The sequence below is a fragment of the Mesorhizobium sp. 128a genome, from assembly GCF_053848025.1.
This window is the reverse complement of sequence record NZ_JBSPKY010000006.1, coordinates 35,660-48,706: the sequence shown is the minus strand read 5'-3', so window position 1 is coordinate 48,706 and position 13,047 is coordinate 35,660. Positions and strand designations below refer to the sequence as shown.

General features: G+C 61.4%; 14 protein-coding genes. 8 read left to right on the top strand and 6 right to left on the bottom strand.

Annotation, left to right across the window (positions count from 1 at the left end):
* Window positions 1-9: 9 nt before the first annotated feature.
* The gene (gene ald / locus ACWTU9_RS12545) at window positions 10-1,125 is read left to right on the top strand and encodes an alanine dehydrogenase (protein WP_455858537.1); all 1,116 of its coding nucleotides are present in this window, start codon (window positions 10-12) and stop codon (window positions 1,123-1,125) included.
* A gap of 430 nt (window positions 1,126-1,555) precedes the next feature.
* Here the strand turns inward: ald and ACWTU9_RS12540 are convergent, their stop codons facing one another.
* The 3 genes from ACWTU9_RS12540 to sseA form a co-directional block, all read right to left on the bottom strand.
* Window positions 1,556-2,023 carry a DUF1203 domain-containing protein gene (locus ACWTU9_RS12540; RefSeq protein ID WP_455858536.1) on the bottom strand — a complete coding sequence of 156 codons (468 nt, stop codon included), beginning with the start codon at window positions 2,021-2,023 and terminating at the stop codon, window positions 1,556-1,558.
* A gap of 200 nt (window positions 2,024-2,223) precedes the next feature.
* Entirely contained in the window at window positions 2,224-2,787 is a 564-nt protein-coding gene (locus ACWTU9_RS12535) for a GNAT family N-acetyltransferase (protein WP_455858535.1), read from the bottom strand.
* Window positions 2,788-2,792: 5 nt separating this feature from the next.
* Window positions 2,793-3,644 (bottom strand): 3-mercaptopyruvate sulfurtransferase, encoded by an 852-nt coding sequence (sseA, locus tag ACWTU9_RS12530; RefSeq protein WP_455858534.1) that lies wholly within the window; start codon window positions 3,642-3,644, stop codon window positions 2,793-2,795.
* Window positions 3,645-3,866: 222 nt separating this feature from the next.
* Between sseA and ACWTU9_RS12525 the strand changes: the two genes are divergently transcribed.
* Genes ACWTU9_RS12525 through ACWTU9_RS12515 form a run of 3 tightly spaced genes read left to right on the top strand, consistent with a single transcriptional unit; the run spans window position 3,867 to window position 5,880 of the window.
* On the top strand, window positions 3,867-4,190 hold the full coding sequence (locus tag ACWTU9_RS12525) for a hypothetical protein (protein ID WP_455858533.1): 324 nt from the start codon (window positions 3,867-3,869) through the stop codon (window positions 4,188-4,190).
* Window positions 4,190-5,056 (top strand): alpha/beta hydrolase, encoded by an 867-nt coding sequence (locus tag ACWTU9_RS12520; protein WP_455858532.1) that lies wholly within the window; start codon window positions 4,190-4,192, stop codon window positions 5,054-5,056. The genes ACWTU9_RS12525 and ACWTU9_RS12520 overlap by 1 nt, the downstream gene beginning before the upstream one ends.
* A gap of 35 nt (window positions 5,057-5,091) precedes the next feature.
* Window positions 5,092-5,880: a Stf0 family sulfotransferase gene (locus tag ACWTU9_RS12515; protein ID WP_455858531.1), complete on the top strand. Its 789-nt coding sequence runs from the start codon at window positions 5,092-5,094 to the stop codon at window positions 5,878-5,880.
* 9 nt (window positions 5,881-5,889) lie between these two features.
* On the opposite strand, the gene ACWTU9_RS12510 is transcribed toward ACWTU9_RS12515, so the two are convergent.
* Entirely contained in the window at window positions 5,890-7,092 is a 1,203-nt protein-coding gene (locus ACWTU9_RS12510) for a cytochrome P450 (protein ID WP_455858530.1), read from the bottom strand.
* A gap of 221 nt (window positions 7,093-7,313) precedes the next feature.
* Between ACWTU9_RS12510 and ACWTU9_RS12505 the strand changes: the two genes are divergently transcribed.
* Both ACWTU9_RS12505 and ACWTU9_RS12500 read left to right on the top strand, forming a co-directional pair.
* Window positions 7,314-8,198 (top strand): Lpg1974 family pore-forming outer membrane protein, encoded by an 885-nt coding sequence (locus tag ACWTU9_RS12505; protein ID WP_454590174.1) that lies wholly within the window; start codon window positions 7,314-7,316, stop codon window positions 8,196-8,198.
* Window positions 8,199-8,232: 34 nt separating this feature from the next.
* Window positions 8,233-9,072: an alpha/beta fold hydrolase gene (locus ACWTU9_RS12500; RefSeq protein ID WP_455858529.1), complete on the top strand. Its 840-nt coding sequence runs from the start codon at window positions 8,233-8,235 to the stop codon at window positions 9,070-9,072.
* 53 nt (window positions 9,073-9,125) lie between these two features.
* Here ACWTU9_RS12500 and ACWTU9_RS12495 read toward each other — a convergent pair whose 3' ends face one another.
* Window positions 9,126-9,869 (bottom strand): alanyl-tRNA editing protein, encoded by a 744-nt coding sequence (locus tag ACWTU9_RS12495; RefSeq protein WP_455858528.1) that lies wholly within the window; start codon window positions 9,867-9,869, stop codon window positions 9,126-9,128.
* A complete protein-coding gene (locus ACWTU9_RS12490; protein WP_455858527.1) occupies window positions 9,869-10,903 on the bottom strand; it encodes a cysteine synthase A in 1,035 nt (344 codons plus the stop codon). The genes ACWTU9_RS12495 and ACWTU9_RS12490 overlap by 1 nt, the downstream gene beginning before the upstream one ends.
* Before the next feature lie 216 nt (window positions 10,904-11,119).
* Here ACWTU9_RS12490 and ACWTU9_RS12485 point away from each other — a divergent pair, with 216 nt between their 5' ends.
* The gene (locus ACWTU9_RS12485; RefSeq protein ID WP_455858526.1) at window positions 11,120-11,941 is read left to right on the top strand and encodes an SDR family oxidoreductase; all 822 of its coding nucleotides are present in this window, start codon (window positions 11,120-11,122) and stop codon (window positions 11,939-11,941) included.
* Window positions 11,942-12,012: 71 nt separating this feature from the next.
* Window positions 12,013-12,987: an alpha/beta hydrolase gene (locus ACWTU9_RS12480; protein ID WP_455858525.1), complete on the top strand. Its 975-nt coding sequence runs from the start codon at window positions 12,013-12,015 to the stop codon at window positions 12,985-12,987.
* Window positions 12,988-13,047: the final 60 nt, after the last annotated feature.

Genomic DNA, 13,047 nt, shown 5'->3' with positions numbered 1-13,047 from the left:
GAGAAGACGATGCGCGTCGGTTGCCCCAAGGAAATCAAGAACCACGAATACCGCGTCGGCATGACGCCGGGCTCGGTCCGCGAATATGTTGCGCATGGCCATGAGGTGCTGATCGAAACCGGCGCCGGCGCCGGCATCGGCGCCGATGACAATGCCTATCGCGCCGCCGGCGCCACCATTGCCAAGACCGCCGCCGACGTGTTCGCCAAGTCCGACATGATCGTCAAGGTCAAGGAGCCGCAGCCCAATGAATGGGCGCAGCTGCGCGATGGCCAGATCCTTTATACCTATCTTCACCTGGCTCCGGATCCGGAACAGACCAAGGGTCTTCTCGCCTCCGGCGTCACGGCAATCGCGTACGAGACGGTAACCGACGACCGCGGCGGCCTGCCGCTCCTGGCGCCGATGTCGGAAGTCGCCGGCCGCCTGTCGATCCAGGCCGGCGCCACCGCATTGCAGAAGGCAAATGGCGGCCGCGGCGTGCTGCTCGGCGGCGTGCCCGGCGTGCTGCCCGGCAAGGTCACCGTGCTTGGCGGCGGCGTCGTCGGCCTGCATGCCGCCCGCATGGCGGTCGGCCTCGGCGCCGATGTCACCATCATCGACCGCTCGATCCCGCGTCTGCGCCAGCTCGACGATCTCTTTACCGGCCGCGTCCACACCCGTTATTCCACTGTCGAGGCGCTGGAAGAAGAATGCTTCTCCGCCGACATCGTCGTCGGCGCCGTGCTGATCCCGGGCGCGGCTGCACCCAAGCTGGTGACCCGCGAAATGCTGTCGGGCATGAAGAAGGGCTCGGTGCTGGTCGATGTCGCCATCGACCAGGGCGGCTGCTTCGAGACCTCGCACGCCACCACCCATGCCGAGCCGACCTATGAGGTCGATGGCGTCATCCATTATTGCGTCGCCAACATGCCAGGCGCCGTGCCGGTCACCTCGGCGCATGCGCTCAACAACGCGACGCTGCATTATGGCCTGCAGCTGGCCGACAAGGGCCTGAAGGCGCTGGTCGACGACCATCATCTGCGCAACGGTCTCAATGTCCACAGGGGCAAGATCACCAATCGCGCCGTCGCCGAAGCGCTTGGTTATGAGCTGGTCGAACCGAAGGCGGTTCTGGCCGCCTGACCAGACTTCAAGACGCTTCTGCCTCCCTCACCCGCCGGTCAATTCCGGCGGGCTTTTTCTTGGCGCGGAATAGAGCGGGCAACAAAAAAGCGGAGCCAAAGCCCCGCTTCCTCAGTCATCGAGATTCCCGCCGGTTCATCCGCGGTCGGCAAATCCATCGACGATCCCCTTTTAGCGCGCGAATGCGACGGCAGTACGACAGCTCTAAACCGGCAGTCGCCGCGCGCCATGACGGCGACGATCGCGCGGGCTGTGTGAAGTACTTCACATCAGGCGTTCGAAAAACATGCCTAGACAGAGGTGCCGAGTTACGGCTCAAGCGCCTCCGGAAGCCGGTGATCACCGGCCTGCCGGCTGCTTTGACCGCGGCTTCTGTCAAAGGTTCCCAACTGCCCGCCAGACCACCGGCGGGCATCTTTTTGCCATGCCGTCACGCGCGCTCGATGCGGCACTGATAGCAATTGTTTCGCGCCGAGCGGATATGGACATAGGCGATGTCGTCGCGCTCAAACAGCGTCTCTGCCCGCGCCAGGATAGCCTCCGTAGGAATGACACCGCCGCTGCCATAGACGATGCGGTCATCTGCTCCATAGCCGCGCACGATATAGTCGCTGCTCTCGAGCACGTCCGGAAGCGCTTCCGCCTCGGCGGCGCGTTCGCATTCCTGCGCATGCAGGAAGATCGGTCCTGTCTCCGCGTAAGGCTGCAACGCCGGGAACGGCCGGTATGCCAAGACCAGATAGCCATCGCCTTCGGCGACGTTTCTCAGGCAATGCCGGCACGGCACGCCGTCGCCATCGGAAACCTTCCGCTCCGGTGTTTGGCCATAGGCGTCCGGCCCGCCGCGCTGCAGCGCTCTCACATCTTCTGTCGGCAAGGCTTTGAACTGAACGGCCATGGCTGAATCTCCGGTGTCGTTGACCGGAAGATATGCCGCCACTCAGACGCTTCCCACCCGATTCCTGCCAAGGCTGTGAGACCGCGGGCAGCCCGGCTATTTCAAGCCGGGCTGCTTCAATATCGATCGCGTCAGTGTGGGCGTCACCATGGCAAGGGCGGCCAGAAGCGCCGACGAACAGATGGTTCAGCTTTCGGAGATTACGGCCGCATGACGCTGGCCGAGCGCTCGGCGAACGGCAGCGGATGCACGGTCTCCTTCTTTTGCGCCACCGGCGCAAAACCGAGCTTCTGGTAGAGCGGCAAGGCGGCCGGATGATCGAGCGTGCAGGTCTGCACCGTCACTCGCTTCGGCCCGTAGGACCAGGCGGCGGCGATCGCCGCGCCCAGGAACCAACGGCCTATCCCTTGCCCGGTCGCGTGCTCCATCATGCCGAAATAAGCGAGCTCGACTTCCTCAGGCAGATACGGCTTGAGGTCGAAAAAACCCGACGGCGCGCCGTCGAGATAAAGCACCCTGATATCGCGGTCCTCGCGGTGGATGCCGGCGGCAAGCTCGTCGTCGTCCAGCCGCAGCACATTGACCCAGTGCCATTTGCGCCCGACGCGATCCATCAGATAGCGATAGAAATGCAGCGGAATGTCCTTGGTCTTCAGCAGCGCGATCTGCTTGTTGTAGGGCACGGGCGGCGAATAGGCCGGCGGCACGTGCATTTCCAGAAACGTGACCGTAACCTCGATGTCGTCCAGCGCGCCGTTTTCCATCGCCATCATTCCTTGCCCGTTGCAACGGGCGTATCCGATAGTCCGCCCCATTCCGTCCATGAGCCGTCATAGAGCCTGTTGTCGGTGTGGCCGAGCGTCTCAAGCGCCAGCGTGACCACAGCCGCCGTTATGCCGGAGCCGCAAGAGGTGACGACAGGTTTCGACAGGTCGATGCCGGCATCTTCAATGGCCTTGCGCAGTTGATCCTTCGACAACAGCGCGCCATCCTGCGACAGCGCCGAATAAGGCACATTGCGCGCGCCCGGCATGTGGCCGGAACGGACACCCGCGCGAGGCTCTGGCTCGACCCCGGTAAAGCGGCCGGCGCCACGGGCATCCGCTATCTGGCTCTCTTTGGTCTCGACGATGCGGCGCATGTCGGCAAGGCTGGCGACGCGGGCGGCGTCGAAATCGGCATGAAACACATTTGGCGCGATCTTGGTCGGTTCCGCCGTCACTGGCCGGCCCGCCGCCTTCCAGCGGTCGAAGCCGCCGTCCAGCACATAGACCTGGAACACGCCCATGACACGGAACATCCACCAGGCGCGCGGCGCCGAAAAGAAGCCCGGACCGTCATAGACGACAATGGTGTCGTCGGCCGAAATGCCCATCGTGCCGACATACTGCGCGAAATGCTGTGGCGAAGGCAGCGTATGCGGCAGCTTGGCATCCGGGTCCGAGGCCGCATCGTGGTCGAAGAAACGGGCGCCCGGAATGTGCGCCGCCTCATACTCGGCGCGCGCGTCGCGCTTCTGTGCCGGCAGATACCAGGACGCATCGACAATCGTCAGGCCGGGTTCGCCAAGACGGCTCTCCAACCAGTCCGCATCGACGGTGAAAGGGCTGTCATCGGCCATTGCTGTTCTCCTGCTTCGTCTTTGGCAGCATGCTAATTCCAATTGTTTTCGCATTTTATGGCGAGTACGGATTGATGGTTATGATCTGGGGTGGGTGGGGTCAATAATCCTGGCATGAGCAATCTTCTGTTTTCCCGTATCCCCAGCAATCCGCTTTCGCTTGGGCTTGTTTGCAACTTCATTGCGCACTATCCACCGTTCGACGGTTACGAATTTGGCCTGATGGTCAAGACGCTGCGCTATCAGTTGGACCAGCAAACCCACATGATAGGGTCGATCAACGACGCCATCGTCGCCTATGTAGGCTGGATCCAAACCAGCCGCGAGATAGCGGAGGCCTGGGCGACGAATGGCGGGCCACTCAACCCCTTTCCCGGCGGCGATGCCACCGCCGTGACGGTGCTGGCGACGCGGTCTTCGTCCCACATCCTGCCGATGATCAAAGAAGCCAAGCGCATCAACCTGGACAAATCGGTATTTTGGAAGCGCGACTTCATCGACAGCCGCGGCTCGGTCAAGCGTGCCGTTCGCAAGCGTGACGTCTGATGGATACGGCCGGCTCCGCCGAGGCGCTGACGCAAGAGATCCTCATCCGGCTGGACGACCGCTATGCCGCAATGTTCGTGCGCATCTGGCAGCCCGCCGGTACCCCGCGCGCAACCGTGTTCTGCCTGCATGGCTTTACCGGCAACGGTGCCGACTTTGATTACCTCGCCACCTTCCTGTGCCGTAACGGCTTCCTGGTGATCTGTCCCGACCTGTTGGGACGCGGGCGCAGCGCCTATCTGGGTTCGGGATACGACATCAACGTCTACTCCAAATGCCTGCGTGCGCTCGGCGAATTCGCCGGCACGGAGAACCACTTCATCGGCACTTCGTGGGGCGGCACGATCTTGCTGTTGTTTCTGCACATGACCCGCTCCAAAGCCTCGAAAATCATTCTCAACGATGTGCCCATGCTTGGCGGGCCGAAGGTGGACTTGATGAGAAACGAGGTTTTGAAAGAGAGCGTACTTGCGTTTCCGACCCGCGCGGCGGCCAAGGACTATCTGAGCGCCACGAGAGCCGCGATGGGCCCGGTTGAAGAGACGGTCTTCAACCGCTATGCCGAAAACAGGATCGTCGCTGGTCCGGACGGCTTTAGGCTGGCTTACGACCCGGCAACCACTGGAAGTTTTGGCGCCATGGTCGGGCGCGAATATGATCTTTTCCCGATCGCCGCCAAGATCGATGCACGGTTCCTGTTGCTGTACGGCCGCGACAGCGATGTCATCGACCGGCGTGCCATCGACGGCGCGCGGCTGGCTCGGCCTGACCTGTGGCTTGTCGACAATATCGACGCGGGCGATCCTCCGTCATTGATGACACTGGACCAGGCCCTGCTCATCTTGGGGTTCTTGTCTGCTGTCTGAAAACTTGGCGTGTCGTGGTGGGGCTGGTTCCGGAAATGCATTTCGACGATCTATACAGAGAGTATATCGCCGCGACCTATGATCGCCAAAGCTCTGCCGAAAACCCAGCCAAAATCCTGATTTGCACGACTCCGCGAACGGCGGGCCATTCCTATTGTCAGGTCTTGCAGCAGTTGGGTCTGGGAATACCCACGGAGTATTTTCAGTGGCAGTATGCCTTGCCGCTGATGAGACGGTGGTCGGCCGACGACAGCATGGACCTTGAAAAGCTCAATCAGCTGGCGCCCGCCTATGGTAGCCGTCTCCTGGCAAAAAGGACTGAGAACGGCGTATTCGCCGCCAAGATCTTCTTCGAAAACCTGCCATTCGCGCGCAGTTCAATCGGCGATGACGACGGCAACTCGTTCTATGTCTTCCTCTCCAGGAGAAACAAGATCGATCAGACCATAAGCCTGCTCTCGATGCTGCATACGGGACAGCCGTTCGACAGCCAGGAGACACTGGCTGGAGTTCCCATGGTGACAACTCTGAGCGAAAAGGTTGTCAAGGATGTCGCGCTGCACATTCTCGATAGCGAAATCAGGTGGAAAAATTATCTGAACACTGTTGATCGCCGCAGAGTGGCCCACGTCTGCTATGAGGACTTTGTCGCGAACCAGCAAGAAAACGCTTCCGCCACAATGAGCAACTGGTTCCCAGACTTCGAGTTGAAGTCAAAGGCCATATCGGCGAGCACGCGCTATGCGCATGATGTCGAATTCAAGACCATGATCAAAAGGCAATTTGGGGACTACCTCCGCCGGTTCTGGCAGGACCATATCTGACTTGGCGTTTCATCGGCGCGAAACACTGACGGAAGACCCCTGCGCTGGACGCAATGCGAGCGCGTAGTCGAACCGAATCACATCGTCGGTACGGCTGAAAGCGAACTGCCGCACGATGGCGAGGACCGCCTCCCTGACTTCCAGCCGGCCGAGACGCGCGCCACCGCACATGCGCGGTCCGGTAAGGAAGGGAATAAAGGCCCGTCGATCAAAGCTGTTCTCGAGGAATTCCCTGCGGCTGGAGTCGAAGACATGCGGGTTTGACCAGAAAGCCGGATTCTGGTGCACGCCGACGATCGATACCATGATCAGTTGCCCAGCATAGAGATTCTGGCCGTCGAGAACCGTATCGGCGGCGACTTCCCGGGTCAGAAACGGTATCGGCGGGAAATAACGCATCGTCTCGTTGATCATGCAATCGGTGTACGGCGTCTGCGCATCGCCCGAGAGAACCTCTGCGTGGATACGCTCCTGCACCTTCTGGTTCGCCCCCAGTCGGTCGGCCACCCAAAGCGCGGTGGTCACCGTTGTCTCGACGCCAGCGAAGAAGTTCATGACGAACTCCTCGACCGGCGAGAAGCCTTCGACATCTGTGGCTTCGCTTCTAAAGCGGTCCATCTCCGCAGCGGCGCGGGGATCCGCCATCAGCAGCGATGCGAAATCGGCGACCACCGCGCGAGCGTCCTGGATGGCGTTCCCACGTTCGGCGGTCGTCGGCGTCACCCAGGAATAATATTGGAGACGCCTCAGTACGTCACGGACCCTGTCGAGCAGCAACAGCGTCGCCGCCCTGTCGGGAACAAGGCCGAAAGCCCGGTAAAATATCGTCATCGACGCGGCAAACAACGCTTGCTGGATGGCTGGTAGCGTAGCGTCGCTACTGGACAGACAGGCGGCGAAGATTTCCGCCACGGAATGCTGCTGCGCCGGCCTGGCGGCCGCCAAGTATATATCCTGGGTAATGGCGCGCCGGACAGACCAGTCCTCATCATTGGTGTTGAAGCGGCTGAAACCCAGCGCCGAGATCAGGGAGAAGTTCTTTCGAAAGAGCTCCGGCGCCTTGACGATGACGTCGACCGCCTCGGGATTGTCGAAGACAGTCAGATTGCCGAGATCTCGGGCTCTCCCCTTCGGCCCCACCTGCCCGCTCTGGGCGAAAAGCGCATAGACAAGGTTGTTGAGCACGCTTTCGATTTGCGCTGGATTGTCCACCAAACCCCCTGTCAGCCGCGGCTCGGTCAGCCCCAACGCGACGCTTACCACATCTGTCCAGCGGCGCTACCGGGCACCGTGGCAAGGCCGCAACACCATCCTATAAAATTGCTGGCCGGACTTGCTGCAATGTCCCGTTAGGTTATGTCTGTAATGCTGGGTTTTCGGGCAAGATTCTGGGCGGGGTTAAGTAAATGCGGGCTAGGGCACCGGGTAAACTATTGGCGACTGTCGCGGCATCCGCCGCTTCTGTGACTTCGGCGGGCGTGATTGCCGCGCATGCAGAAGATGCGAAGGCCACAGACCAGTCGGTCATCGATTCACGTGTCAAAATCGCCTTCGAGGGCGCGTTCCTTCAAAACAACGTCCATGAGGACGACAAGACCGGCGGCGCCGACAAGCTTGGAAATAGCAACGGTGACTTCTCAGGTTCGATCGCGCTGACCAAGCAGATTTCGTCGGACATGGACTGGCGCCTTGCAGGTGCGTTTCACTTGGGCAAGAACCGTTCCTGGGAAGAGAGTGGCCAGATACCACAAGGCTTTTTGACCATAGGCTACGGCGACGACTACAATTTCCAGGCGTTCGATTTCGACGTCGGCAAGCACGTCAAGGTTCAGGCCGCCGATATCCGCTTCTTTGGCGGTCTGCGCCTGGTGCATTCGGATGAAAGAGTTGTTGCCTCCGAAAGCTTCAACCCGGACAATCCAGCCGACAAGGGCGGTACCTTCGACAAGATAGGATCGTCGGAATATTGGGGCATTGGTCCGCGTGTCGGCGCCGAGGCATACTACCCGCTGAACGAAACCTGGGGGCTGACAGGTGCTGTTTCCGGCTCCGTCATGTGGGGCCGCCGTGAAAACCGCGCCGGAATCAACTTCGACTTCACAACGGGTCAACAGGGCTCTGTCCAGTTGGGGAGCGAGTCCGAGAACAAGACAGTGACAAATCTCGACGCCTCGGCCGGCCTGAGCTGGATGCCCCTCGAAGGCGCGACCTTTACGGCCGGCTACAAGATCGAGCAGTGGCACAATCTGCTTGTCAATGCGGATAGTACCACCCAGACCTTCCACGGCCCGTTCCTTCGTCTCGAAGTCAAAATGTGATCGTAGTAACCCGCACGCGGTGAGCTTGGACGCGATGTTCGAAGCCAGGATCGCGGTCAACGGCAACGTCAAATTGCACTACACGGCGGCGGGCTCTGGCCCGCCGATCGTCTTCTTGCACGGCTTTCCCGATCACGGAATGGGTTGGCGCCGGCAGATGCAAGCGCTTTGCGGCCGTTATCGCGTGATTGCGCCGGACCTGCGGGGCTTCGGACAAAGCGATGGACCGCAGGGTCATGGCAATTATGTGCTGACGAATCTGGTCAACGACGTGCTGGCCGTTCTTGCAGCGGAAAAGCTGACCCAGGCCGCTATTGTCGGCCACGACTGGGGCGGCATCATCGCATGGTGGCTGGCCATACGCGTGCCGCAGGTCGTGCGCCATCTCGTCCTGCTGTCAACGCCTCACCCCCGCAACCATCTGCGTGCTATTGCCGATCCGGCCAATGCCGAGATCACCGGATATATACGTCGCTTCCAGGTCCCGGGCGCCGCCCAGATGCTGGATATCGACGAACTTGCCACCTGGGTCAGCGATCCGCAGGACAGGCAGGCCCTGATAGACTCGCTCAGGCGATCCGATCCGGAAGCGATGCTGAGTTACTATAGGGCCAACATACCGCTTGGCAGAGTGCCTGATCTGGGCCAACTGCCTTTGGTCAAGGCGCCGACCTTGGTGCTGTTCGGCACCGACGATCCCTATGTGCCGGCCAGCGCTTTTGACGGGACCTTCCGAGAAGTCGACAACGTTACCGCCGTGATTGCCTTGCCCAGAGCGGGCCACTTCATCCACCATCAGGCAGCCAGGTTCGTCACCGAGCAGATCGAAGCGTGGGTGGAGCGACCGCTGTCCAGCTTCCGACACCTTGGGTAAGCAAGCGTTTCAGGACCGCCTCAGCAATTATAGAAGGCTGGGCCTATCTGGCCTTAATTCGCCGGCATCGGTCCGAAGCGAATGCGAAAACGCCGGTTCTCGCGCCCCTTCTTCTCGATCTTGCCGATATGGATCTCGCCGACCTCGCCGGTGCTTTTGACATGGGTACCGCCGCAGGGCTGGCTGTCGACCGAAGCGTTGTCGCCGATGCAGACCAGGCGGATCTTGCCGGTGCCGACCGGCGGCCGGACATTCTTGGATTTCACCAGGCCCGGATTGGCCGCCAGTTCCTCGTCGGTGATCAGCCTGATGAAGATCGGATGATCAGCACGCACCAGTTCCATCAGCCCGGCGGTAACATCTTCCTTGGTGAAGCCGGCTTCCGGGGCGTCGAAATCGACACGGCTGTCATCCTCGGAAACCGCAGCCCCGGTGATCGGAAACGGACAGACGACGGTGAGCAGGTGGCAAGCCGCGTGCATGCGCATCAGCAGATGCCGCCGCTCCCAATCGATGGCGAGTTTCACCCGCTCGCCGATTTCGGGCACGGCCTGCTCCGGCGCCGGCACATGGATGATTTCGTCCTTGGTCTCGCCGGTGATTGTAGCTGATATGGCGATGCGGTTGCCGTCGGCGCGCTCCAGCGCGCCAGTATCCCCCGGCTGGCCGCCCGATGTGGCGTAGAAGATCGTCCGATCGAGAATGATGCCGCCACGCTCATTGATCGCGACCACCGTGGCTTCGGCCGTCTTCAAATAGGCGTCGTCACGAAACAGCGCTTCGGTCATGTGCGCCATCAGACGACCTTCTCGTACGGCACCGGAATTGTGCTGCGCTCGTCCATCCAGCCCGGCACCGGCAGGTTCTTCTCGCGCAGGAATTCCGGATTGAACAGCTTCGACTGGTAGCGCGTGCCGTAGTCTGCAAGGATGGTCACGATGGTGTGGCCGGGGCCAAGCTCACGCGCCAACCGGATCGCGCCGGCAATGTTGATGCCGGTCGACCCCCCGACGCACAGGCCTTCTTCCTGGATCAGGTCGAAGACGATCGGCAGCGCTTCCTCATCCGGCACCTGGAACGAGAAGTCCGGTGTGAACCCTTCGAGATTTGCCGTGATGCGCCCCTGCCCTATGCCTTCGGTGATCGAGCTGCCGTCAGACTTCAATTCGCCGCTGGTGTAGAAGGAGTAAAGTGCGGCGCCGAACGGATCGGCGAGCGCGATCTTGACGTCCTTGCTTTTGGCCTTCAGCCCGAAGGCGACGCCGGCCAGCGTTCCGCCCGACCCGACTGCCGACACGAAGCCGTCGACCTTGCCGTGGGTCTGCGCCCAGATCTCTTCCGCCGTGGTGCGGATGTGGCCATCGCGGTTGGCGACATTGTCGAACTGGTTCGCCCAGATCGCGCCATTCGGCTCCGAGCGTGCCATCTGCTCAGCCAGCCGTCCCGACAGTTTCACGTAATTGTTGGGGTTCTTGTAAGGCACCGCCGGCACTTCGATCAGCTCCGCGCCAAGCAGCTTGATCGTGTCCTTCTTTTCCTGGCTCTGGGTGTCGGGAATGACGATCACGGTGCGATAGCCCAGCGCCTTGGCGACCAGCGTCAGGCCAATGCCGGTATTGCCGGCCGTACCTTCGACGATGACGCCGCCCGGCTTCAACAGCCCCCGCTGTTCGGCGTCGCGGATGATGAACAGGCCAGCGCGGTCCTTGACCGATTGCCCCGGATTCATGAACTCGGCCTTGCCCAGAATTTCACAGCCAGTTGCTTCCGAGGCCTTGTTGAGGCGGATCAGGGGCGTGTTGCCGATCGCTTCGATCACAGAACGGGGCATCCGGGATTCCTTCATGTAGCTGCGGCGAGACCCTAGAAACCCGAAGCTTGCGTTTCAAGGCAAGAATTCGCCTGGTCCAGTCGCATTTCGGGTACTGCAATCTCCTGCCGCCGGATGACGCGCGACGACGATCATTTCAACCTTGTCTGAAAAAGCGCTCTTTTCATTCGATTTTTTCACCGCTAGAGCACTAATGACAGATCGGCAGGGCGCAGAATGACACTTTACCGGGCCAACCCGAAGCACGGCGTCGCCTGGATCACCGGGGGCAGCAGCGGCATCGGCCGTGCTCTGGCCAAGGACCTTGCGGCAAAGGGCTTTGTCGTCGCGGTGAGCGCGCTCGACGAGCATCCGATCGACGCGCTCATCGTCGAGACGGCACAGATGCCGGGACGCGTGGTTGCCTACCCTTGCGACGTCACCGACGAGCCGCGCATGGCAAGCACTGTGGCGGCGATCGAAAAGGATCTTGGCCCGATCGTGCTCGCCGTCTTCAACGCCGGCAACTACATCGCCACGCCCGGCGAAGACCTCAGGGTCCGCGATTTTCGCCAGTCCTTCGAGGTCAACTATTTCGGCATCATCAATGGTCTCGTCCCGCTGATGGAGCGCATGCGCGTCCGCGCGCGGGGTCATATCGTGCTTGTGGGATCGGTTACCGCCTATTTCGGCTGGCCGACCACGGCTGCCTATGGCGGCTCGAAAGCGGCGATCAACATCCTGGCCGAGTCGCTGAAATATGATTTCGACAAGATGAATGTCCGCGTCCAGGTGATGAATCCGGGCTTCATCGACACACCGCTGACCGAAAAGAACATGCTGCCGATGCCGGGACTGATGCCGGTCAACCGCGCCTCGCGACGCATGCTGCGCGGCATCGAAACCGGCGGCTTCGAGGTCACCTTCCCGCGCCGATTGAGCTGGGGGCTGAAGCTGTTGGCGTTGCTGCCCAGGCCCGTTATCCGCTGGTTCATCAGCACGGCGACCCGCTGGACAGGGCGGCCACTGAATTTCGATCGCAAGCTGCCGAACGAATAACTGTCCACAGGACGGCTGTTGCTCGGGCGCAGCTGCCGCCATAGGTTGAGATTTGTTGCGTGGAGTCTGCGATGGGGCGACGGATCGTGCTTGCGGTGCTGGGCGTCGTTGTCATCCTTGTCCTGGCCTTCCTCCTTGGTCCGCGCGTTCCCGTCGACACCACGATCCGTTTCGATCCCAAAGTGATCGGCGACGATCCGCAGGCCTATCTGGCGCGCGAAGAGGCTGCCGTTCCCAATATCCGCGACGGGCTGGAGAAGGAAATCATCTGGGCCGATCCGATGGTTCACGCCAGGACGCCGCTGGCAGTCGTCTACATCCACGGCTTCTCGGCATCGAAGGGCGAGGTTCGCCCGCTGGCCGACGGGGTCGCCGACCAGCTCGACGCCAACCTTTTCTACACCCGCCTCACCGGCCATGGGCAGGACGGCGCCGCAATGGCGCAAGGCAGCGTCAATGCCTGGATCAACGACTATAAGGAGGCGCTCGCCATCGGCCGAGCGATCGGCGACAAGGTGATCGTCATCGGCACCTCGACCGGCGGATCGCTGGCGGCATGGGCGGCGACCGAGCCTGGCGCGTCGGAGGGCGTCGCCGCCATCGCGTTCATCTCGCCGAATTTCGGCGTCAGGGCCTCCGGCGCCGAACTCTTGACCATGCCGTGGGGCAAGCAGATTGCCGAACTCGTCGGCGGCAAGGAGCGCAGCTTTCCGACCCGCAATGCGCTGCACGCGAAACTCTGGACCCACACCTACCCGATGGCTGCCGTAGTGCCGATGGCGGCGTTGACCGAGCTCGCCTACGCCGCCCCGGTAGAAAAAGCGACGATACCGGCCCTGTTCATCTTCTCGGATTCGGACTCAGTGGTGCGCGAAGACCGCACCCGCGAAATCGCCGGCCGCTGGGGCGCACCGCACGAACTGGTGCCGGTCGACGACAATGGCGATCCCGACAACCACGTCATTGCCGGCGACGCGCTGTCGCCAGCGACCACGGCCTTCCTGGCGCAGCGGATTGTGGTGTGGGTCAAGGCAATTACCCAATAGCCAAAACGAAAAAGAGCGGCCGAAGCATTGCTCCGGCCGTCCTCATTTCTACAGTCAGCA